The 22756-nt window shown below is 72.7% G+C and carries 18 protein-coding genes and 1 pseudogene; 14 read left to right on the forward strand and 5 right to left on the reverse strand.

Annotated features, from left to right (window positions below):
* Positions 1–126: 126 nt before the first annotated feature.
* Positions 127–1098: an HhH-GPD family protein gene (locus tag ABD339_RS10155; RefSeq protein WP_344564378.1), complete on the reverse strand. Its 972-nt coding sequence runs from the start codon at positions 1096–1098 to the stop codon at positions 127–129.
* 227 nt (positions 1099–1325) lie between these two features.
* Between ABD339_RS10155 and ABD339_RS10160 the strand changes: the two genes are divergently transcribed.
* On the forward strand, positions 1326–2189 hold the full coding sequence (locus ABD339_RS10160) for a hypothetical protein (RefSeq protein ID WP_344564380.1): 864 nt from the start codon (positions 1326–1328) through the stop codon (positions 2187–2189).
* A gap of 154 nt (positions 2190–2343) precedes the next feature.
* On the opposite strand, the gene disA is transcribed toward ABD339_RS10160, so the two are convergent.
* A complete protein-coding gene (gene disA / locus ABD339_RS10165; protein WP_344564382.1) occupies positions 2344–3465 on the reverse strand; it encodes a DNA integrity scanning diadenylate cyclase DisA in 1122 nt (373 codons plus the stop codon).
* A gap of 405 nt (positions 3466–3870) precedes the next feature.
* The gene (gene radA / locus ABD339_RS10170; protein ID WP_344564384.1) at positions 3871–5277 is read right to left on the reverse strand and encodes a DNA repair protein RadA; all 1407 of its coding nucleotides are present in this window, start codon (positions 5275–5277) and stop codon (positions 3871–3873) included.
* A gap of 209 nt (positions 5278–5486) precedes the next feature.
* Here radA and ABD339_RS10175 point away from each other — a divergent pair, with 209 nt between their 5' ends.
* Positions 5487–7466, forward strand: coding sequence for a sigma-70 family RNA polymerase sigma factor (locus ABD339_RS10175; protein WP_344564386.1), 1980 nt, complete (start codon positions 5487–5489; stop codon positions 7464–7466).
* Positions 7467–7544: 78 nt separating this feature from the next.
* Here the strand turns inward: ABD339_RS10175 and ABD339_RS10180 are convergent, their stop codons facing one another.
* Positions 7545–8369 carry a DUF3109 family protein gene (locus tag ABD339_RS10180; protein WP_344564388.1) on the reverse strand — a complete coding sequence of 275 codons (825 nt, stop codon included), beginning with the start codon at positions 8367–8369 and terminating at the stop codon, positions 7545–7547.
* 151 nt (positions 8370–8520) lie between these two features.
* On the opposite strand from ABD339_RS10180, the gene ABD339_RS10185 reads away from it, so the two are divergent.
* The 9 genes and pseudogenes from ABD339_RS10185 to ABD339_RS10225 all read left to right on the forward strand — a co-directional run bounded on the left by ABD339_RS10185 (position 8521) and on the right by ABD339_RS10225 (position 17579).
* Positions 8521–9453, forward strand: a complete 933-nt coding sequence (locus ABD339_RS10185; protein WP_344564390.1) for a Ppx/GppA family phosphatase — start codon at positions 8521–8523, stop codon at positions 9451–9453.
* A gap of 108 nt (positions 9454–9561) precedes the next feature.
* Positions 9562–10500: a sugar phosphate isomerase/epimerase family protein gene (locus ABD339_RS10190; protein ID WP_344564392.1), complete on the forward strand. Its 939-nt coding sequence runs from the start codon at positions 9562–9564 to the stop codon at positions 10498–10500.
* Positions 10497–11132, forward strand: a pseudogene (locus tag ABD339_RS10195) (TetR/AcrR family transcriptional regulator); the annotation flags it as partial. The gene ABD339_RS10190 and the pseudogene ABD339_RS10195, both read left to right, overlap by 4 nt.
* 257 nt (positions 11133–11389) lie before the next feature.
* Positions 11390–13243 (forward strand): dihydroxy-acid dehydratase, encoded by a 1854-nt coding sequence (gene ilvD, locus ABD339_RS10200; protein ID WP_344564394.1) that lies wholly within the window; start codon positions 11390–11392, stop codon positions 13241–13243.
* A 114-nt stretch (positions 13244–13357) separates the two neighbouring features.
* On the forward strand, positions 13358–13915 hold the full coding sequence (locus ABD339_RS10205) for a hypothetical protein (protein ID WP_344564396.1): 558 nt from the start codon (positions 13358–13360) through the stop codon (positions 13913–13915).
* 33 nt (positions 13916–13948) lie between these two features.
* Positions 13949–14131, forward strand: a complete 183-nt coding sequence (locus ABD339_RS10210) for a hypothetical protein (RefSeq protein WP_344564398.1) — start codon at positions 13949–13951, stop codon at positions 14129–14131.
* A gap of 265 nt (positions 14132–14396) precedes the next feature.
* Complete coding sequence (locus tag ABD339_RS10215) at positions 14397–14798, forward strand: ArsR/SmtB family transcription factor (RefSeq protein ID WP_344564400.1); 402 nt, start codon at positions 14397–14399, stop codon at positions 14796–14798.
* Positions 14795–15085 carry a hypothetical protein gene (locus tag ABD339_RS10220; RefSeq protein WP_344564402.1) on the forward strand — a complete coding sequence of 97 codons (291 nt, stop codon included), beginning with the start codon at positions 14795–14797 and terminating at the stop codon, positions 15083–15085. The genes ABD339_RS10215 and ABD339_RS10220 overlap by 4 nt, the downstream gene beginning before the upstream one ends.
* A 286-nt stretch (positions 15086–15371) precedes the next feature.
* Positions 15372–17579, forward strand: a complete 2208-nt coding sequence (locus ABD339_RS10225) for an MMPL family transporter (protein ID WP_344564404.1) — start codon at positions 15372–15374, stop codon at positions 17577–17579.
* Between the two features lie 205 nt (positions 17580–17784).
* On the opposite strand, the gene ABD339_RS10230 is transcribed toward ABD339_RS10225, so the two are convergent.
* Positions 17785–19377, reverse strand: a complete 1593-nt coding sequence (locus ABD339_RS10230; protein WP_344564406.1) for a SulP family inorganic anion transporter — start codon at positions 19375–19377, stop codon at positions 17785–17787.
* Positions 19378–19837: 460 nt separating this feature from the next.
* Here ABD339_RS10230 and ABD339_RS10235 point away from each other — a divergent pair, with 460 nt between their 5' ends.
* The 3 genes from ABD339_RS10235 to proC all read left to right on the forward strand — a co-directional run bounded on the left by ABD339_RS10235 (position 19838) and on the right by proC (position 22307).
* On the forward strand, positions 19838–20527 hold the full coding sequence (locus ABD339_RS10235; RefSeq protein ID WP_344564408.1) for an ABC transporter ATP-binding protein: 690 nt from the start codon (positions 19838–19840) through the stop codon (positions 20525–20527).
* Positions 20528–20537: 10 nt separating this feature from the next.
* Positions 20538–21344: an ABC transporter permease gene (locus tag ABD339_RS10240; protein ID WP_425575943.1), complete on the forward strand. Its 807-nt coding sequence runs from the start codon at positions 20538–20540 to the stop codon at positions 21342–21344.
* 159 nt (positions 21345–21503) lie between these two features.
* Positions 21504–22307 (forward strand): pyrroline-5-carboxylate reductase, encoded by an 804-nt coding sequence (gene proC / locus ABD339_RS10245; protein WP_344564410.1) that lies wholly within the window; start codon positions 21504–21506, stop codon positions 22305–22307.
* Positions 22308–22756 lie beyond the last annotated feature (449 nt).

A 22756-nucleotide genomic window follows, 5' to 3' on the forward strand; every position in this document is an offset into this window, starting at 1 on the left:
CGGCGAGCCAACGCCAGGAGCGGGACCCACGTCCGGGGCGGGAGGCCGGGGCCGTGGCCTGGGGCGGGGCCGGGCCGGGGCCAAAGGTCACGGACCCCGGTGAGCGCCGCAGACCGGTGCCGGGGCTCAGGTCAGCGGCAGCCGGTAGCGCTTGCCCTCAAGAGGCTCCACCAGGCCGTCGGACACCAGGCCGTCCAGGGCGCGGGCGCGCTGGACGGGCTCGTGCCACACCTGGTCCAGGTCCGACTGCGGCACCGGGTCCTTGGCGGCGCGCAGGACGGCCAGCAGCCGGCCCCGCACCTGGCGGTCGGTGCCCGCGTAGGACTGGGTGCGGCGGGCGGGGCCCTGATGTTCGGGGGCACCCGCCAACTGCCAGGCGCACTGCGCCGCGATCGGGCAGCGCGTGCACGCGGGGCTGCGCGCGGTGCAGACGAGCGCGCCCAGTTCCATCGTCGCCGCCGCCCAGCGCGAGGCGGTGGCCTCGTCCTCGGGCAACAGCATGCGGGCGAGCTTCCGTTCGGCCGCCGTGGTCGCGTTGGGCGGATACTGCTGCCCACTGACCGCTCGTGCGAAGACGCGGCGCACATTGGTGTCGAGTACCGCGTGCCGTTTGCCGTAGGCGAAGGAGACGACGGCAGCCGCCGTGTACTCCCCGACGCCGGGCAGCGCCAGCAACTGGGCGTGCTCGACGGGCACCTCGCCCTTGTGGCGTTCCGCTATGGCCTTCGCTGCGCCGTGCAGGCGCAGCGCGCGGCGCGGGTAGCCGAGGCGGCCCCACGCGCGGACGGCTTCACCGGGCGCCTCGGCGGCCAGGTCGGCGGGTCGCGGCCAGCGCTCCATCCACTCCTCGTACACCGGCAGTACCCGGTTGACGGGAGTCTGCTGAAGCATGAACTCGCTGACCATGACGCCCCACGCACCCGCCTCCGGGCGGCGCCAGGGGAGGTCGCGGGCGTGTGCGGCGAACCAGTCGACGACGGGGGAGTGGAGGGCGCGCGCGGTCTCGCGCAGCGCGGGATCGACGGCTTCTGCGTCGGCTGTGCGCTCGGGTGCGGCGCCGGCCGAAGCGGCTGGGGAGGTCTCGGTGGTCGCAGTCATGGCACGACCGATCCTGGCACGGCACTCCTCATCCGAAAAACGCACACGCGGCACGAAAGCTTGTGCACGGCGTTACCTCGCAAAACACACGAAGCGGAATTGAGTCCTCACGGATCGTCACGAGTCGTGCCGCAGGGTGCGTTCCGACTGGCGCTCATCACAACAATTCGCGTTCCCTGCGGCGGGTACCGGCCTGTGCCGCCCCTGATGTCTCGTAAGGTTTCCGCGTGGGATCTCTGCGCAATCCGATCGGGCCGCTTCCCTCCTCCATCTACTGGCGACGGAGGGCAGTTGCTCTTGTCGTCCTCGCGCTGCTGGTCCTCGTCGTCAGCTGGGTGCTGTTCTCCGGCGACGGCGACAACAGCTCCCGCGACGAGGGCAAGGGCGGCAAGGGCAACGGCCCAGCCAGCACGATCACTCCGGGCCCCACCGATTCGGGCCCCGTCAACAGCCAGCGCCCCGGCGGGCGCGACGAGGAGAACGGCGGCTCCGAGGGCTCGGGCGGGTCGGGCTCCTCGTCCGGCGCGGGCGACGACGACCAGTCCTCCTCGGGCGGCACCGGCTGGGGCACCGGACCCGGCAGCGGTGCGGCCGGGGGCGGTTCGGACGCGGGTGCCTCCGGCGGCTCCGGGGGCTCTGACAGCTCGGGCGGCTCCGGCGGCGGCAAGGCCGCTCTCCCGGCCTCCCCGAGCCTCGCGAACTGCGCGGAGTCCGACGTGAAGCTGAAGCTGCGCAGCGTCGAGACGGAGTACGGGCCCGGCGAGAAGCCGAAGTTCGAGCTGAAGGTCGTCAACAAGCGGGGCGGCCACTGCAAGATCGACTTGGGCCGTACCGCGACGATCGTCACGATCACCAACCCCGACGACGCGAAGTTCTGGGCCTCCGACGACTGCCCGCCGAACAAGAAGGCGATGCTGCGCCAGGTTCCGGCGCACGGCGAGTCGGTCCACACGCTCACCTGGTTCCGCAAGGCGAGCGCCGCCAACTGCGGTACGCCGACCTTCGATTCGCCGAAGCCGGGCACCTACGAGATCGAGGTCAAGGTCAAGGGCCTGAAGAAGGTCCACACGACCTTCAAGCTCGTGAAGTAGCCCGCCCCCGCTCCGCCCGAAGCACCTCGCGGAGCCGCGCGGACGGTTGCCCGGGCGGCGCCGACCCGGGAAACGTTCAAGAGGTCCCGTACGTCAGACCCGGCACGGGCCCCGGGAGAGTCCAGGGGCGCCCAGACGGAGAGTCCAGGGGTGCTCAGACGTAGCGCTCGAGGATCGAGGACTCGGCCAGGCGGGAGAGGCCCTCGCGGACGGAGCGGGCGCGGGCCTCGCCGACGCCGTCCACCGCCTGGAGGTCGTCCACGCTCGCGGCGAGCAGCTTCTGCAGCCCGCCGAAGTGGTCCACCAGCCGGTCGATGACGGTTCCCGGCAGCCTCGGCACCTTCGCCAGCAGCCGGAATCCGCGCGGTGAGACGGCGGAATCCAGCGTCTCAGGCGCCCCGCTGTAGCCCAGCGCCCGTGCCACCGTGGGGAGTTCCAGCAGTTCCGTGTGGGTGAGCCGGTCCAGCTCGCTGAGCGCCTCCGGCACGGTGCGCACGCGGCGGCCCGAACCTCCCGTCTGCGGCGCGTAGTCCCGCACGACCAGCTCGCGCTCGGGCTCCACGCCCGCGATCAGCTCGTCCAGCTGGAGCGAGAGCAGCCGCCCGTCGGTGCCCAGTTCCACCACGTACTCGGCGATCTCGGTGGCGATTCTGCGTACCATCTCCAGCCGCTGGGCGACGGCCGTGACATCGCGGACGGTCACCAGGTCCTCGATCTCCAGCGCCGAGAGCGTGCCGGCGACCTCGTCGAGCCGCAGCTTGTAGCGCTCCAGGGTGGCCAGTGCCTGGTTGGCGCGGGAGAGGATCGCGGCGGAGTCCTCCAGGACCCGCCGCTGACCCTCGACATAGAGGGCGATCAGCCGCATGGACTGGCTGACGGAGACGACCGGGAAGCCGGTCTGGATCGAGACGCGCTGGGCCGTGCGGTGCCGGGTGCCCGTCTCCTCGGTGTCGATGGAGGCGTCGGGGACGAGCTGCACACCGGCTCGGACGATCTTGGAGATGTCGCCGTCCAGGATGAGCGCGCCATCCAGCTTGCACAGCTCGCGCAGCCGGGTCGCGCTGAAGTCCACGTCCAGGACGAAGCCGCCGGTGCACAGCGCCTCGACCGTCTTGTCCATGCCGAGGACGATGAGACCGCCGGTGTTCCCCCGCAGTACGCGCTCCAGCCCGTCGCGCAGAGCTGTGCCCGGCGCGACCGCGCTCAGCGAGGCGCGCATCAGGCCGGACGCTCCCTCGGTCCTGCCGGGGACCGCTGCCCGGTCGTTGGCTGCCACTGCACTCCTTCGGTCGTGCGGGTGCCTGTCGGCATTTCCTCGACCACGTCGCCACGTCCGCGGATGCCGCACCCGCCTCGGGGACGTCGCACACACCTCGGGACGCCGCGCACGTCACCGGACGTTGCCACGTCACTGGACGTCGCCACCTCACCGGGAGCCGTGGCCGCATTCCCCCGTGGCGCCGTACACGGCCCCGGGGGCGCGCGCGGTCGGTCGAGACCGGGCAAAGTCTACCGGCGCCCCCGTGAGGGCCCCGCCGCGCCTCACCCACCGTATGCGGCGGCCCGGCCCAGCCGCAGCGGGTCCGGCCGGGCGGGGTGGCTACCGGCGGCGCCGTTCGATCCGTGCCGGCCGGTCGCTCGCTTCATGCGGCCGGTCGGTCAACTCGTCCGGGCCGGGCGGTCAATCGGCGCGGGCCGGGCGGTCCGGTCGGGCGGGGCGGGCCGGAAGCACGCTGAGGGCCTCTCCTATGTCCGCCACCTCCAGCACCCGCATGCCCTCGGGGATCCGGCCCGGGTCGGCGGGCACCAGCGCGTGGGTGAAGCCGAGTCTGGCCGCCTCCGCCAGCCGCCGCTGGACGCCCGTGACCCGGCGGACCTCGCCCGCGAGGCCGACCTCCCCTATCGCCACCAGGTTCTTGGGCAGCGGTGTGTCACTCGCGGCGCTGGCCAGGGCGAGCGCCACCGCCAGGTCGGCGGCGGGTTCGGAGAGCTTCACCCCGCCCACCGTCGCGCTGTAGATGTCGCGCTTGCCCAGGGCGCTGATCCGGCCGCGCTGCTCCAGCACCGCCAGCATCATCGACACCCGGGACGTCTCCAGCCCCGAGGTGGTCCGGCGGGGGGAGGGGATCTGGCTGTCCACGGTGAGCGCCTGCACCTCGGCGACCAGCGGGCGGCGCCCTTCCAGCGTCACGGTCAGACAGGTGCCGGGCACCGGTTCGGCGCGGCGGGTGAGGAAGAGGCCCGAGGGGTCGGCCAGGCCCGTGATGCCCTCGTCGTGCAGCTCGAAGCAGCCGACCTCGTCCGTCGTCCCGTAGCGGTTCTTCACCCCGCGCACCAGGCGCAGCCGGGCATGTCTGTCGCCCTCGAAGTTGAGCACCACGTCCACGAGGTGCTCCAGCAGGCGCGGGCCCGCGATGGAGCCGTCCTTGGTGACGTGGCCGACCAGGAGCGTGGACATGCCGCGTTCCTTGGACGCGCGGATCAGCGCGCCCGCTACTTCGCGGACCTGTGCGACGCCGCCGGGTGCGCCGTCGATCTCCGGCGAGGCGACTGTCTGCACCGAATCGAGCACCAGCAGCGTCGGCTTGACCTCGTCCAGGTGTCCGAGCACGGCTGACAGGTCGGTCTCGGCCGTGAGGTAGAGGTGGTCGCTGATCGCCCCGATGCGGTCGGCGCGCAGCCGCACCTGCCCGGCCGACTCCTCGCCGGTCACATACAGCGTGCGGTGATCGCCGCTCGCCGCTTTGGCGGCCACGTCCAGCAGCAGCGTGGACTTCCCCACGCCGGGCTCGCCGGCGAGCAATACCACGGCGCCGGGCACCAGACCGCCGCCCAGCACCCGGTCCAGCTCCGGTACGCCGGTCTCCCGCGCGGTGGCCTGCCTGCCATCGACCTGGCCGATGGGCAGCGCGGAGACCGCCACTCTCCCAGGCGCCGTGGTCCGCACGGCGGGGGCGCCGCCCGCCTCCTCGACGGTGCCCCAGGCGTGGCATTCCGGGCAGCGGCCGAGCCACTTGGCCGTCTGCCAGCCGCACTCGGTGCAGCGATAGGTGGGGCGGTCCTTCGCGGAGGTCTTACGGGTCGCCATGACGGCCACCGTATAGGCGCCTGCCGACAGTCCGGCCGCGCGCCGTCGGTCGCCCCCCGGGTATGCGCCCCCTGCGCGCCCTTTACCGCTTCCGCCGTCGTCAAACCCGGGGCGCATGTCCCCTTTTGAAGGAGAACGTCACCCAAAGGAGGTAATCCCATGCCTGCGGGTCCAGTAAAGCGCCATCATCCGCCTACCGTCGCCGGGTGATGACGAGCAGGCGCGAGCACCCCACGAACACCACCGGCGCACCCCCAGCGCGTCCGGTGAGCCGGTCGACGCCCCGCGAAGCCGAGTGCGCCCCCGAAGCGGAGGATGCCCCCGAAGCGGCGGGCGCCTCTGCCCCCGAGGCGGAGAGCATCACCCGGTGCGACGAGCCCTATCTGGACGGTCTGTTCACCTACTGCCTGTCGGTGATGTGCGAGCACGAGGCCGCGATCGCGGCCGTGGGCGAGACGCTCGCTCTCGCCGAGCGGCAGCGCTCGCGCGGCCGGGCACCCGCCGCGGCCGAAGCGCACCGCCCCTGGCTCTATGCCCTGGCACGCTGGGCCTGTTCGCGTCGGCTGAGCGAGCAGAGAGCGAGGGAGCGCGCATCGGGCCCGCATGGCCGCGAGTCGGGTGCGGCCGGACGCGAGTCGGCCACCGAGGGGGGTGGCGCGGGGGAGCGCGGCCCGGCCCCGCGCCGTGCACGGGGCGGCGGCCCGTTGCCGCGGAGTCCTTTGCGGGACGGCCCCTTCGCGCCTCCAGCGCCTTCCGCGTCCGCCACCCCCGCCGCGCCTCCCTCCCCTCGCCGTTCCGCCGCCCCGTCGGCCACCGGGGCGGACCGGGCCCGTCGGCGGCGGGAACTGGCCGCGCTCGCCTGGCCGGAGGCCGCCGGTACGTCACCCGAGCAGCGCGAGGCCCTGGAGCTGTCCGTACGCCACGGGCTCCCGGCCGAGGAGATCGCGGCCGTGCTCTCGCTCGTCCCCGAGGCCGCCGAAGACCTCCTCTCGCACGCCGCCTGCGAGGTCGAACGCACCCGCGCGGCGCTGTGTGTCGTCGAGTCCGGCGGCTGCCCGGCCGTCTCGCGCCTCGCCGGTGATGACCGTCTGCTGCTCGGCACCGCCCTGCGCCGTGAGCTGGTGTGGCATGTGGACGGGTGCGGGCAGTGCCGCCGTGCCGCCGAGCGCGCCATGGCCGGGGTCTCCTGGCCCGGTACGGCGCCGGTCGCCGGGTCGCTCGTGATGCTGGAGGCGCCCGTCCCGGCGGTGCGCGCCGCCGCCGCGCTGGCCCGCCGGGCGCGGGCCCAGCGCGCCCCCCGCTTCGACCGTGCGGGCTTCCCGCTCGACGACAAGTGCCGCGCCGCGCGCCGTGACCGGCTGCGCAGCAAGGCCCTGGCGACCACCGTCGTCGCCACGGTGCTGGCGGCGCCCGTCCTGGCGCTGTGGGCCGCCTACCGCGGCGGGGGCGGGGAGTCCCCGGCGGACCGTTCCGTCTCCGCCGTCGAGAAGAACCGGGAGAAGGGCGGGGATTCGGGCCCCACCGGGCTCGACAGCCTGGACGGCCCCCCGTCCGAGAGAGCGGGGCGCGGCGGCGGATCCGGCGCCAGGACCCAGGAGGCGGGGCGGCGTTCGGGCGCTGCCGGAGCCGGAGCCGGAGTCGAAGCTGGAGTCGGGCCCGGAGCCGGAGCCGCCAGCGGTGCCGAGATCAGGTCCGAAGCCGGAGCCGCCAGCGGTGCCGAGATCAGGTCCGAAGCCGGTGCGGGCGCGAGTGCGAGCGGGGGCGTCGGCGTCGAGGTCGAGAGCCCGGGCGGCACGCGGCGCTCCGGCAAAGGGCCCGGCCGCCTCACCGTCGAGGCCCAGCCGCTGGGTGACGGCTCCTTCCTCACGCTCACCGCCACCGGCGGCGCCCCCGTGCGCTGGTCGGCGTCGCCGGACGCGCCCTGGCTCGTCCTCAGCCGTACGGGCGGGACGCTGCGGCCGGGGGAGAGCGCGGCGGTCCGTGTCCTGGTGGACCACGCCCGCGAGCCCGCCGCCCCGTGGACGGCGCGGGTCCGGGTCGATCCCGCGCTAGCGGTCATCACGTTGACGGGGTCTCCTTCCCGCCCGCCGACGCCGCCCCCGCCGGCCACCACGCAGCCGGAGACCGCGCCCGCGCCATCGCCCCCTGCCGAGACCCACTCCCCGGCCCCGGCTCCGGCCCCGTCCTGATCTGTCGCCCGTCGCGATCTGTCGCCCGTGCTGATCTCTCCCGCCGCCGACCGCCCCGAGTCAGCGGCGGCGGCGCGCTCAGTCGGCGGGGTGCGGAGCCACCAGGGGCAGCTGGGAGGCGAGCCGCTGCTCACAGAGCCGGGCGAGCTGCTCGTAGCCGGCCTCGCCCATCAGCTCGATCAGCTCGGGCCGGTACGACTCGTACACCGCCTTGCCCGCGCCGTGCGCCGACGGCGCCGACGTGCACCACCAGTGCAGGTCGTGCCCCCCGGAGCCCCACCCGCGCCGGTCGTACTCGCCGATCGAGACGTACAGCACCTCTTCGCCGTCCGGCCGCTCCACCCACTCGTAGGTGCGCCGCACCGGCACTTGCCAGCACACGTCCGGCTTGGTCTCCAGGGGCTCGCGGCCCTCGCGCAGCGCGAGGGTGTGCAGGGCGCACCCGGCGCCGCCTTCGAACCCCGCGCGGTTGTTGAAGATGCAGGCGCCCTTCCAGCGCCGGGTCTGCCGCTCGCCGTCGTCGTTGACCTCGGCCCAGCCGCGCGGCCCGGTGCCCACGTCGTGGAACTGCCAGGTCTCCGGGGTGAGCCTCGCCACATGTGCGGCGACGCGCTTCTCGTCGTCCTCGTCGGAGAAGTGCGCGCCCAGCGTGCAGCATCCGTCGGAGGGGCGGCCCTCGGTGATGCCCTGGCAGCCCTGGCCGAAGATGCAGTTCCAGCGGGAGGTCAGCCAGGTCAGGTCGCAGCGGAAGACCTGTTCGTCGTCGGCGGGGTCGGGGAATTCCACCCATGCGCGAGTGAAGTCGAGGCCGACCTCCTCATCGCGTGCCCGGGGTGCCGGAACCTCCTCCGGACCTCCGGGGCCGTCCTGCTTCTTATGCTTCGCCGCTTTCGTCTTACCCACGCGACCAGCGTACGGGCCCCGGGCGCCCGCCCCCGTCAGCCGCTCCTGCCCCGCGTCCCCCACCTGAGGCACGTCCGCCGGACCGTTTCGCGTCTGCTCGCCGTCTGCCTCGCGCCCACGCCCCGCCGTAAAGCGGGTTAGCGTGCTGGCTATGAGACTCGGTGTCCTGGATGTGGGCTCGAACACGGTCCACCTGCTCGTGGTGGACGCGCACCCCGGTGCGCGCCCGCTGCCCGCGTATTCGCACAAGGCGACGCTGAAGCTCGCCGAACTCCTCGACGCCCAGGGCGCGATCAGCGAGGAGGGCATCGGTCGGATCGCCGCCACGCTCACCCACGCGATGGAGGTCTCCGAGGACAAGGGCGTCGAGGCGCTGCTGCCCTTCGCGACCTCCGCCGTCCGCGAGGCGAGCAACGCCGAGCACGTACTGGCCCGCCTCGCGCAGGAGACCGGCGTCAAGCTGGAGGTGCTCTCGGGTGCGGACGAGGCGCGGCTGACGTTCCTCGCCGTGCGCCGCTGGTTCGGCTGGTCGGCCGGCCGGCTGCTGGTCCTGGACATCGGCGGCGGCTCGCTGGAGGTGGCCTACGGCCTGGACGAGGAGCCGGACGCCGCGGTCTCGCTGCCGCTGGGCGCGGGCCGGCTCACCTCGGGCTGGCTGCCGGGCGACCCGCCGGACCAGGGGGACGTGCGGGCGCTGCGGCGGCACGTACGCGCCGAAATCGCCCGGACGGTGGGGGAGTTCAACCGTTTCAACCCGCCGGACCACATCGTCGGCACCTCCAAGACCTTCAAGCAGCTCGCCCGGATCGCGGGCGCGCCCCGCTCCGGCGAGGGCCTGTACGTGCAGCGGGAGCTGAGCAGGGAGTCCCTGGAGGAGTGGGTGCCGAAGCTGGCGGCGATGCCCGCCGAGGAGCGGGCCGCGCTGCCCGGCGTCTCCGAGGGGCGCGCCCACCAGCTGGTGGCGGGCGCGCTGGTCGCCGAGGGCGTCATGGACCTGTTCGGCGTCGAGGCACTGGAGATCTGCCCCTGGGCCCTGCGGGAGGGCATCATCCTGCGCCGCCTGGACCGCCTGCGGGCCGCGTGAGGGGGCCGGACTCTTCGCCGGGATCCGCCGCGGCCCGGCGGCTCCCGTGCCGGGCCGGGGAGCGGGGCCAGGGGCGAGCACCACGTCCGGCGTCCTAGTGTGGCTGGGGTGGGCAAGGAAACTGTGCGCGTTCCCAAGGCGAAGGTCGCGCTGTCGACGGCGTCCGTGTACCCGGAATCGACGGCGGCGGCCTTCGAGATCGCCGGGCGGCTGGGCTACGACGGCGTCGAGGTCATGGTCTGGACCGACCCGGTCAGCCAGGATGTGGAGGCCCTGCGCAGGCTCTCCGACTTCCACGGCGTCCCCGTACTCGCCATCCACGCACCGTGCCTGCTCATCACGCAGCGTGTCTGGTCCACGGATCCGTGGACCAAGCTCGTGCGGGCCAGGGCAGCGGCCGAGACGCTGGGCGCCTCCACGGTCGTGGTGCACCCGCCCTTCCGCTGGCAGCGCTCGTACGCCCGCGAATTCGAGCGGGGAGTGTGGCGCATGGCCGAGGAGACGGACGTGCGCTTCGCCGTCGAGAACATGTACCCCTGGCGCTACCGGGACCGCGAGATGCTCGCCTACGCGCCCGACTGGGACCCCACCCGGAACGACTACCGGCACTTCACGATCGACCTCTCGCACACCGCGACCTCCCGCACCGACACCCTGGCCATGGTGGACCGGATGGGCGACCGGCTCGGCCACGTCCACATGGCCGACGGCTCAGGATCCGGCAAGGACGAGCACCTGGTGCCAGGGCGCGGCTCGCAGCCGTGCGCGGAGCTGCTGGAGCGGCTGGGGCGGCGCGGGTTCGACGGGCATGTGGTCGTGGAGGTCAACACGCGGCGTGCCATGTCGGCCGCCGAGCGCGAGGAGGACCTGTCCGAGGCCCTGGCGTACGCCCGGCTGCACCTGGCGACGGGCCTGACGGCCCCGGGCAGCGGCGCCGGCCACGGCGCCCCCGGCGGGCACGGCGGCCCCATGGGGCACGTCGGCCCCGTCGGACACGGTGGGCAGGGCGAGCGCGGTGGCCACGGCGGTGGCCGGAGAGACGCGTGAAGCGGAGCCAGGACGAGCCCGCCTCCCCAGAGCCCCGCAAGCGCGGCCGTCCCGCGCGGCAGGCCGGGGCGGGCGGGCCCGGTGCGCGGGAGCGGATCCTGGCCTCGGCGCGCGGCGAGTTCGCCGAGCGCGGCTACGACAAGGCATCCGTACGGGCCATCGCGCGCGGCGCCGGGGTGGATGCCGCGCTGGTGCACCACTACTTCGGTACGAAGGAACAAGTGTTCGCCGCCGCCATCGAGGCCGCCTTCGCCCCCGCGGTCGCCGTCCCCGACGCCGTCTTCGCCGCCGGTCCCCGCGAGGAGCTGGGGGCACGGGTCGTCGGGGGGTTCTTCCGGATCTGGGAGGACCCGGCCACCCGCGAACCGATGCTGGCCATCGTGCGCTCGGCGGTGAACAACGAGCGGGCCGCCGCGGTCTTCCGCCGCCTGCTGACCCGCAACCTGCTCGCCCGTGTCGCGGGCGAGCTGGAGGGCCCGGACGCCGAGCTGCGGGTGACCCTGGCAGCGGCTCAGATGGTCGGCGCCGCGCTGCTGCGCTACGTCATCCGTATCGAGCCGGTGGCCTCGGAGCCGGTCGCTGAGCTGGTCAGCAGGCTGGGGCCGGTGGTGCAGCACCATCTGACGGGCCCGCGCCCGCACGGCGCGTTCAGCCAGGGAACGTCCGGTGGGTCCGGCCGCAAAGCGTCTGGCGGGTCCGGTCAGGAACGGCCCGGTGGGTCCGGCCGGGAAACGTCCGGCGGACGCGGTCAGGAAACGCCCGGCGGGTTCGTCCAGGATCCGGACTCGATGTCCGGATCCTGAGCCCGAGGCGTACCCTCGGAAACTTCTACGTACCGCAGCGGCCGGTCCACCGGAGCACGGCCGCACGCACCAAGGGAGAGGCAGCCATGCCCGAGCTGAGGTCCCGCACCGTCACCCACGGACGCAACATGGCAGGGGCTCGCGCCCTTATGCAGGCGTCGGGCGTAGCGCGTGAGGACTTCGGCAAGCCGATCATCGCGGTGGCCAACAGCTTCACCGAGTTCGTGCCGGGGCACACCCACCTCCAGCCCGTGGGCCGCATCGTCAGCGAGGCGGTCAAGGCGGCGGGCGGCATTCCGCGCGAGTTCAACACCATCGCCGTGGACGACGGCATCGCGATGGGCCACGGCGGCATGCTCTACTCGCTGCCCTCCCGCGACCTGATCGCCGACTCGGTCGAGTACATGACCGAGGCGCACTGCGCGGACGCGCTGATCTGCATCTCCAACTGCGACAAGATCACGCCCGGGATGCTGATGGCCGCCATGCGGCTCAACATCCCCACCGTCTTCGTCTCCGGCGGCCCCATGGAGGCCGGCCGCGCGACGCTGGTGAACGGCACGGTCCGCAAGCTGGACCTGATCGACGCGATGTCCGAGGCCGCCAACGACAAGGTCTCCGACGAGGACATCCTCCGCATCGAGGAGAACGCCTGTCCGACCTGTGGCTCCTGTTCCGGCATGTTCACCGCCAACTCGATGAACTGCCTGACCGAGGCCATCGGCCTGGCCCTGCCCGGCAACGGCTCCGTGCTGGCCACCCACACGGCGCGCAAGGAGCTGTACGAGACGGCGGGCCGCACGGTCGTCGATATCGCCAAGCGCTACTACGAGCAGGACGACGAGACCGTGCTGCCGCGCAACGTCGGCTCGCGCGCCGCGTTCGAGAACGCCATGGCCCTCGACATCGCCATGGGCGGCTCCACCAACACGATCCTGCACCTGCTGGCGGCGGCGCAGGAGGCCGAGCTGGACTTCACGATGAAGGACATCGACCAGCTCTCGCGCAAGCTGCCCTGCCTGGCCAAGGTCGCGCCCAACGTCGCACCCGGCGGCACGTACTACATGGAGGACGTGCACCGCGCCGGCGGCATCCCCGCCATCCTGGGCGAGCTGTACCGGGGCGGGCTGCTGAACGAGGACGTGCACACCGTCCACGCCGACTCCATGGCCGAGTGGATCAAGACCTGGGACATCCGCGGCGGCTCGCCCTCCGCCGAGGCGGTGGAGATGTTCCACGCGGCGCCCGGCTGCGTCCGCTCCGCCGAGGCGTTCTCGCAGTCCGAGCGGTGGGAGTCCCTGGACACCGACGCCGCGGGCGGCTGCATCCGCGACGTCGAACACGCCTACTCCGCGCAGGGCGGCCTGGCCGTGCTGTACGGAAACCTCGCCGAGAACGGCTGCGTCGTGAAGACCGCCGGCGTGGACGAGTCGATCCTGACCTTCACCGGACCCGCCGTGGTGTGCGAGTCGCAGGAGGACGCCGTCCAGAAGATCCTCGACAAGACGGTCAAGGAGGGCGACGTCGTCGTCATCCGCTACGAGGGCCCCAAGGGCGGCCCCGGCATGCAGGAGATGCTCTACCCCACCTCGTTCCTCAAGGGCCGGGGTCTGGGCAAGGCGTGCGCGCTGATCACCGACGGCCGCTTCTCCGGCGGCACCTCCGGCCTGTCCATCGGCCACATGTCCCCCGAGGCGGCCTCCGGCGGCACCATCGCGCTGGTCGAGGACGGGGACAGCGTCGTCATCGACATCCCCGACCGGCAGCTGCGCCTGGACGTGCCCGAGGAGACCCTGGCCGCGCGCCGCGAGGCCCTCGGCGGCCGGTACGCGCCGACGGCCCGCGAACGCAAGGTCTCCACCGCGCTGCGCGCCTACGCGGCCATGGCCACCAGCGCGGACCGGGGCGCGGTGCGCGATGTGACCTTGCTGGAGCGCTGACCCGCGCCGACCCGCTGACAGGCCGACCCCATCCGATGCGGCCCGAAGGGCCGTGGCCCCGCCCCCGGGTACCGCCCCAGCCGGCGGTACCCGGGGGCGCGTCATAATCGAAACGTGCGAGAGAGCCCGAAGACCCCCAGCGAACCCGAACCCGAGCCGATCCGCTTCTACGGCACCACCTGGGTGGACCACTCCGGCGGCTACCTGCTGCGCCGTACGGGTCTGGCCCTCGCCGCGCTGTTGGCGGCGGTCGCCGGAGCGTTCGTGCTGCGCTTCGCCTACCAGGGCGTGGCGCTCGCCGACATCGGCAGCTGGGCGACGATCTTGCTGGTCGTCGCGTTCGCGGCGTGCAGCGCGATGGCGTTCTCCCGCACCCTCACCTTCTACGGCCGCCGCCCCGACGCACGCGAGGCCGCGACCGAGTCCTCGATGCACAGCATCCGGCTCATCGGGTTCATCGGCGTCCTGCTCGCCTACGCGCTGCGCAGCTGCGTGGAGGCACCGGGGGAGAAGCTGCGCCGGGCCGAGTACGAGGAGGCCCGCGCCCGGCACGAGCGCCTGCGCACCGCACGTACGAGGAATCCGGCCGGCCGGCGCGCGAGCGGCGGCGGGCACGGCAGCTCCGGCGGGAAGAACGCGAAGAACGCGAAGAAGAACAGTCGGAAGAGCTAGCCCGCCCGACTCGCACGTCGTGTGTCACAGGCTGTGGACAACGCAACCGAACAGGCGGTCTCCCCCCTCTTGCGGAGAGCGGACCCACAGGCCAGCGGCAAGGGCGTCCTCGTCTCGGTCAACGCCTCGCTGGATTCCCTGACGCCGACCGCAACGCGGGTCGAGGTACTGGGGGCCGCGGCCAAGCGGGTGTACGACCGGGCCCAGCGCGGCTGACGCGGGGGCGCGGCGGGCCCGGGGCACGGCGGACGCGCGAGGCGCGGCGGAAACGGGGCGCGGGCGCCCAGGGCCGGGCCCCTTCCGTACCCCGATCCGAGACTCCTCCGTACCCCGATCCGGGCCCTCCCGTAGCCGTGTCCGGGGGTCTCCCCACCCCGTATCAGGGGGATCCCTGAGCTGTCCCGGACATGGGCCCGTCTGCCTCGACAGCCTGGTCAGTCACGTGTCAGATTCTCCTTACACCCAAGAGAGAGGGGTCGCGGTGAGCGCGATCGAGACCCCGACAGGAGACGAACTGCTGAAGATCCTGGCGGCGTTGGGCAACCCGCACCGCATGCGGATCGTCGCGGCGCTCTCCCAGGGCCGTAACTACGTCAGCAGGCTCGCCCGCGACATCGGGATGAGTCGTCCGCTGCTCCATATGCACCTCCAGCGGCTGGAGGCGGCCGGACTCGTCGTGGGGACGCTGGAGCTGTCGGACAGCGGCAAGGCCATGAAGTTCTTCGAGGTGGCGCCGTTCGCCTACGCGTTGACCCCCGAGGCCATCGCCCGCGCGGCGGCCGGCCTCACCGACCAGGACGCGGACGCGGCCCGTATCGGCCCGGACGCGCCCCGGCACAACGCGGACGCGCCCCGTCAAGACGAGAAAGAGGGAGCCCAGTGAACGAGCAGCTAGTCGCCGCCGGCGGCACCGACGCGGCGGGAGTCTGGGCGGCGGCGCTCGGGACCGGCGGCATCTTCGTCCTGCTCATCGTCATCGTCTGGCAACTCGCCGCCACATGGCGCTCCCGGATGGTGGCGGCCCGCGAACAGCAGTACAAGAACCTGGCGGAGAAGTACGCGCAACTCCTTGAGGACAACGTGGAGTTGCACCGCCGCAGTATCGAAGAGCTGACGCAGGCACGCCAGTCGATCGCGTCGATGGAAAAGATGATGCGCGAGATCGAATGACCCCGGAGCGCTGACGAGGGGCGTCATAGGCGTCACAGGCGCCATGGACGCCACAGACGCCACAGACGACACCGACGACACCGACGTCAGGGACATCACCAACACCCCGCATACATCACCAACACGCAGACGTCACCAACGCCACAGACGGCACCGGCATAACCGGCGCCACCGGCGTCCTCGGCGCTCGTACGGCCGGGAGCGGCAACTCCCGGCCGTACTCATGAGCGCGAACCTTTCCGCGAACCCCTCGCGCGACCCGCACTCACACCACAGGAGATTACCCATGCCCGCCTTCTCCCGGCTCCCGGCCGGGCGGCGCCGCCACGCGCTGCGCCGCCTGGCCACCGCCCCCGGCGGCAGCCGCACCAAATGGCTGGTCCTCGCCGTCTGGCTGCTCCTCGCCCTGGCTCTCGGCCCGCTGGCCGGAAAGCTCGGCGAGGTGGAGGACAGCGGCCCCAACTCCTTCCTGCCGCGCGGCGCCGAATCCGCGCAGGTCAACACCCAGTTGGAGAAGTTCCGCGGCAAGGACGAGATCATGCCGGCGGTCGTCGTCTACTCCCGGGACGACGCCCGTACGACCCAGGCCGATGTCGCGAAGGCGCGCGCCGACCGCGCGGAGTTCGCCGCGCACGCCGCCAAGGGCGAGAAGATCAGCGGGCCCGTGCCCGCGGAGGACGGCAAGGCCCTGATGGTCGTCGCCCCGCTCGCCTCCGGGGAGGACGGGCTCGGCGACGCACTGGAGGAGATCCGCACCGTCGCGGGGGCCAACGCGCCTCCCGGACTCGACGTCGAGGTCGGCGGGCCGGCCGGCTCCCTGATCGACAGCGTCAAGGTCTTCGACACGCTCGACTCGACCCTGATGCTGGCCACCGGCGCCGTCGTCACCCTGCTGCTCCTGATCACCTACCGCAGCCCGCTGCTGTGGCTCTTCCCGGTCCTGTCGGTCGGCTTCGCCGCCGTCCTCACCCAGGTCGCCACCTACGCGCTGGCCAAGTACGCGTCCCTGCCCGTCGATCCGCAGAGCAGCGGCATCCTCATGGTGCTCGTCTTCGGCGTCGGCACCGACTACGCCCTGCTGCTGATCGCCCGCTACCGCGAGGAACTGCACCGCCACGAGGACCGGCACGAGGCCATGCGGGTCGCGCTGCGCCGCTCGGGCCCGGCCATCGTCGCCTCGGCGGGCACCATCGCCATCGGCCTGGCCTGCCTGGCCTTCGCCGACATCAACTCCTCGCGCTCGCTGGGGCTGGTCGGCGCCGTCGGCGTCGTCTGCGCCCTGCTGGCGATGATCACCGCGCTGCCCGCGCTGCTGGTGGCCACCGGGCGCTGGGTCTTCTGGCCCTTCGTCCCCCGGTACGGCACCCAGCCGCGCACGGCCCGCACCGTCTGGTCCCGTATCGGCGGCCTGCTGGTGCGCCGTCCGCGCTGGTCCTGGCTGATGTCGGTCGGCATGACGGCGGTATTGGCACTCAGCGCCACCGGCATCACCATGGGCCTCACCCAGGAGGAGATGTACCAGGACAAGCCCGAGTCCGTCCTCGCGCAGGAGAAGTTGGCCGCGCACTACCCCTCCGGCTCCTCCGACCCGGCCACCATCGTGGTGAGGACCGGCGCGCGGGACGCCACCCGGAAGGCGGCCCTCGGCGTGGCCGGTGTCGAGTCGGTCAGGGCCGAGGACCGCACCCCCGACGCCGCGCTGACCTCGCTGTCCGTCGTCCTCCAGCACGCCCCGGACAGCGAAGCGGCCAAGGACACCATCGCCGGGCTGCGCGCCGCGGTTCACCGGATCGACGGCGCCGACGCGCTGGTGGGCGGTACGACGGCCGAATCGCTGGACACCGCACACGCGGCCGGCCGCGACCTGCGGACGGTCATCCCGATCGTGCTCGGCGTCGTCCTGCTCGTCCTGGTGTGGCTGCTGCGCTCCCTGCTCGCCCCGGTGCTGCTGCTCGCGACGGTGGTGCTGTCCTTCTTCGGCGCGCTGGGCGCCTCGAACCTCCTCTTCACCCACCTGCTGGGCTTCGCCGGAATCGACCACTCCATCCCGCTGATGGGCTTCGTCTTCCTGGTGGCGCTGGGCATCGACTACAACATCTTCCTGATGACCCGCGTCCGCGAGGAGACCCTGCGCCAGGGCCACACCAAGGGTGTCCTGACCGGCCTGACCTCGACCGGCGGCGTGATCACTTCCGCCGGGATCGTGCTGGCCGCGACCTTCGCCGTGTTCGCGACCATGCCGCTGGTGACCATGGCGCAGATGGGCGTGCTGGTCGGCATCGGTGTCCTGCTGGACACCTTCCTGGTCCGCACGGTGCTGGTCCCCTCCCTCGCACTCGACATCGGAGCCCGCATCTGGTGGCCCAGCCGACTCGGCCGGGCCGCCGCCACCCGGGACGACGGCGAGAGCGGGGTCGGTGACGGTGACGGTTACGAAGGCGCCGGCGCGGGGGCGCCGCGGACGGGGGAGGCGCGAAAGCTCCAGAAGGTCTGACGCCTGCCACGGCCCCGCCCCGCGCCGCCCCGCACCCCGTCTGCTCACCCCGGCCCGCTCCCGTCCCGCCACCACGGCCGGACGGGAACGGGCCGACGCACACAGCCCGGGTCGGCGAACGCGGTCGGACCGGCGAAGGCAGCCAGGCCGGTCGAACGCGGTCGGGCAGGCGGCCCACACCACGCCCCGCCTGGCGCCGAGCCGCTCACTTCCCGACCGTGCCCTCCAGCAGCCCGGCACCCTCCAGCCCCGCCTCCGCCCTCCCCGCGTACTCCGCCTCCACGGCCCAGCCCTCCAGCGCGGTACGGCAGGCCAGGTCCAGGTGCCGTAACCCCGACAGGTCGAGCACCACCGGGCGGTCGCGGGGCAGTTCGGCGAGCTGGTCCAAGAGCTTGGGCAGCCGCAGGAACGTCGCGTTGCCGACGACGCGAACCCGTAACGGAGCGTCCCCCGGGGCCCTGTCCGGGACCGGAGCCCCGCTCTCCCGAGGCTCCCCCTCCCCGCCCGCTTCCCCACCCGTTTCCTCGATCTCCAGATGCACATGCGAGGTCTCCCACGCGCTCTTGACCACCGCCAGCAGCAGCCCGAGCAGCACTCCCTCGAAGAGGTTCGTCAACACCACGGATACGGCGGTGGCCGTCAACACCACCGCCTCGCCCCGGTGTTCACGCCAGAGCGTGGCGAACTCCCGCAGGGGAAGCAGCTGCCAGCCCGCGTACACCAGCACCCCCGCCAGCGCGGCCACCGGTATCAGCCCGAGCACCTGCGGGAGCAGCACCACGAACACCAGCAGCCACACGCTGTGCAGCACCCGCGACAGCTTGGTCCGCGCCCCCGCCCGGACGTTCGCCGAGCTGCGGACGATCACGGCCGTCATCGGCAGCGCGCCCAGCACCCCGCACACCGCGTTGCCCGCCCCCTGCGCCATCAGCTCCTTGTCGTAGTCGGTGCGGGTGCCGTCGTGCATACGATCGACCGCCGCCGCGCTGAACAGGGACTCGGCCGACGCGATCAGCGTGAAGGCCAGCACCGTGCCCAGCACCCCCACCTCGATCAGCCGTGCGAAGTCGGCGCCGCCCGGCGGCTGGAGCGCCCCCACGAGCCCCCGCACCTCGATCCGCGTCACCGGTAACTCCCACACCCCCACGACCCCGGCCGCCAGCCCCACCGCGACCAGCGGCGCCGGAGCCAGCCGCGCGACGCCCCGCAGCCGTGGCCACACCACCAGCACCAGCACCGTCCCGGCGCCGACCGCCAGCGCGACGAGGGTCTCCGCGGAACCGAGGACCTCCCGCACCAGTCCGGGCAGCCCCCGCAGCTTGCCCAGCCCGTCCTCCGGCGCCCGCGCGTCCGCCAGCCCGTACACCTGCCCCGCGACGAGGACGAGCCCGATGCCCGCCAGCATCCCCTGCACCACGGCGACCGAGATCGCCCGGAACCACCGCCCCAGCCGCAGCGCCCCCATCGTCATCTGGAGCACGCCCGCCATCAGCACCAGCACGCCGAGCACCGAGAGCCCGTACGCCTGTACGGCCTCGTAGACGAGCACCGTCAGCCCCGCGGCGGGCCCGCTCACCTGAAGGCTGGACCCCGGCAGCAGCCCGGCCACCAGCCCGCCGACGATCCCCGTCGCCAGCCCCAGCTCCGGCGGCACCCCCGAGGCGACGGCGACGCCCACACACAGCGGCAGCGCCACGAGAAAGACGACGAGCGAGGCGAGAAAGTCGGAACGGAGGGCGGCACGCGGGGCCGCTCGCCCGAATCGTCGGAACGTTCTGTATCCGGACGGGGAACGCATGGGATCTCCTTCCGTGGCCGCCTTCCACGGGAGCCTTCGCCAGGGCCGCGGACAGCGAACTGAACTCCATCCTGCCCAGCGAAGGCCGGGCGGTTGTACGGCGCGTCGAGGCCGTCCGCACCGAAGCCGAGGCACGGCCGAGGCACAACCGGCACCCCGGACTCCCCGCGTACGCCCCACCAGTGAGCGCCCCCTACCGGCGTCGGCACGACAGTCGTGCGCCCCCGCTGCTTGACGCTCCAACAGCGCCGGATTCACAATTCATCACACGATGAATAACCCACCCCCGAACCCCTTCCCGAACCGCCCCTCGGACCCACCCCCGAACCGACCCCGGGACGCATCGCCGGACCCATCACCGGACCGATCACCGGACCGATCACCGGACCACCCGGCCTCCTCGGCCACCCGCCCCGCCGTCCGCGCAGTCGGCCTCACCGTCGTCCGAGGCAGCCGCACGGTGCTGGACGGCCTCTCCTTCGAGGTGGCCCCCGGCACCGTCACCGGCCTCCTCGGCCCCTCCGGCAGCGGCAAGTCCACGCTGATCCGCGCCCTCGTCGGCACCCAGGCCAAGGTCACCGGCACCCTCGAAGTTCTCGGCACCCCCGCCGGCTCCGCCCCGCTGCGCTCCCGCGTCGGCTACGTCACCCAGGCCCCGTCCGTCTACGCCGACCTGTCCGCCCGGCAGAACCTCGGCTACTACGCCGCGATCCTCGGCATCCCCCGCGCCCGGCGCCCGGCCGCCGTCACCCGGGCCCTCACCGATGTGGACCTCACCTCGCACGCGGACGACCTGACCGGCAACCTCTCCGGCGGCCAGCGCTCCCGCGTCTCCCTGGCCGTCGCGCTGCTGGACAGCCCCGAACTGCTGGTGCTGGACGAGCCCACCGTCGGCCTCGACCCCGTACTGCGCCGAGACCTGTGGAACCTCTTCCACCGCCTGGCCGCGCGCGGCACCACACTGCTGATCTCCTCGCACGTCATGGACGAGGCGGACCGCTGCGCACACCTGCTCCTCCTGCGCGAGGGCACCCTGCTCGCCGCCGACACCCCACAGACCCTCCGCGAGCGCACCGGCACCGCGACCATCGAGGACGCCTTCCTCGAACTGGTCCGCCCCGCCCGCACCCAGCCCACCGCCCCCAGCTGACGAGGCCCCCATGACCGCCACCACTCCCCAGCAGCGGCCCGGCACCCCCGCCCCGGCCGCCCACGCGCCCGCATCCCTCATGAGCCCGGCCCGCACGCTGGCCACCGCCCGCCGGGTGCTGCGCCAGCTCAGCCACGATCCCCGCACCATCGCGCTGCTGCTGCTCGTCCCGGTACTGCTGCTCGTCCTGCTCCACTACGTCTTCGACGCCGACCCCCACGCCTTCGACAGCATCGGCGCCTCCCTGCTGGGCATCTTCCCGCTGGTGACGATGTTCCTGGTCACCTCCATCGCCACCTTGCGCGAGCGCACCTCCGGCACCCTGGAGCGCCTGCTGTCCCTGCCGCTGGGCAAGGCCGACCTGATCCTGGGCTACGCCCTGGCCTTCGGCCTCCTGGCGATCGTCCAGGCATCCCTCGCCACGGGCGTCGCCATCTGGCTCCTCGACCTCGACATCGCCGGCTCGCCCTGGCTGCTGCTCCTGATCGCGCTGCTCGACGCGCTGCTGGGCACGGCGCTCGGCCTGTTCGTCTCGGCGTTCGCCGCCTCCGAGTTCCAGGTCGTCCAGTTCATGCCCGCGATCATCTTTCCGCAGATCCTGCTCTGCGGCCTGTTCGCACCCCGGGACAGCATGCAGCCCGTCCTGGAGGGCCTCTCCAACGCGCTGCCCATGTCCTACGCCGTGGACGGCATGACCGAGGTCCTCCACCACCCGCACGCCACCGGCGACTTCTACCGCGACCTCGCCGTCGTCGCCGGCAGCGCCCTCCTCGTCCTCACCCTCGGCGCCGCCACCCTCCGCCGCCGCACGGCATGAGGGACGTACGGACATGAGGGACGTACGGACATGGGAGGCGTACGCGCGCCCCGGACCGGCGGGCACACCCCTCCGTACGCCAGGGCCCCGGTGCGAGGATGGGCAGCCACCAGTACAACGGCCAGCGCCCACCCCATGACGCACGAGGTGAACCACCCCATGACCCCCCAGAAAGTCGCCGTCCTCGGCACCGGCAAGATCGGTGAGGCCCTGCTCTCCGGCATGCTCCGGGGCGGCTGGTCCCCTTCCCGGCTCCTGGTCACCGCCCGCCGCCCCGAGCGCGCCGCCGAACTGCGCGAGCGCTACGGCGTCGAGCCGGTCCCCAACGCCGAGGCCGCCAAGAGCGCCGACACCCTGATCCTCACCCCCAAGCCCCAGGACATGGCAGCCCTCCTCGACGAGCTGACCCCGCACGTCCCCGCCGGCCGCCTGGTCATCAGCGGCGCAGCGGGCATCACCACGGGTTTCATCGAGCAGCGGCTCCCCGAGGGGACCCCGGTCATCCGCGTCATGGCCAACACCCCGGCCCTGGTGGACGAGGCCATGTCCGTCATCTCCCCCGGAGTCCACGCCACCGAGACCCACCTCGCCCTCGCGGACGAGATCTTCGGCGGAGTCGGCAAGACCCTCCGCCTCCCGGAGAGCCAGCAGGACGCCGCGACCGCGCTCTCCGGTTCGGGACCCGCCTACTTCTTCTTCCTCGTCGAGGCCATGACCGACGCCGGCATCCAGCTCGGCCTCCCCCGGGACAAGGCACACGAACTGATCGTCCAGGCCGCCGTCGGCGCCGCCACGATGCTCCGCGACAGCGGCGAACACCCCGTGACCCTCCGCGAGAACGTCACCTCACCCGGCGGCACCACCATCAACGCGATCCGCGAACTGGAGAACCACCGCGTCCGCGCGGCCTTCATCGACGCCATCGAGGCAGCCCGCGACCGTAGCCGAGAACTGGGCGCCTGACGTCCACCGCACAGCGGTTGACGTCCCTCTCACCCCGAGTTGACACCCTGGACACCGGTCCGTAAGGTTCCCCGGGTTGCCAGGGAGCTGTAGTGGTTCCGTGGCGGCTCTCCCGCCACTCCGGCGGAAACTCTTACTTCAGTACGACTCTCCTTCGCAGGGGTCTTTTCGGCATGCCGAATTGTTCTGCGAAAGGCTCGATTTTGAGCCTGGCGGGGAAATCCTCTAAAGTAAGGGCCAGCCGGAAGGCGCCCCGCCGACAGGGGAAAGTCGGATTCGGAATTCGGGCCGGAAACGGACCGGGGAACGATCTGATAGAGTCGGAGACACCGAAAGGGAAGCGCCCGGAGAAGCCAGTGAGATGGTTTCGAAGGAAGCGTCCGTTCCTTGAGAACTCAACAGCGTGCCAAAAGTCAACGCCAGATATGTTGATACCCCGATCTGCCGGG

Origin of the sequence: Streptomyces axinellae (assembly GCF_039532135.1) — a bacterium.
Classification (GTDB): domain Bacteria; phylum Actinomycetota; class Actinomycetes; order Streptomycetales; family Streptomycetaceae; genus Streptomyces; species Streptomyces axinellae.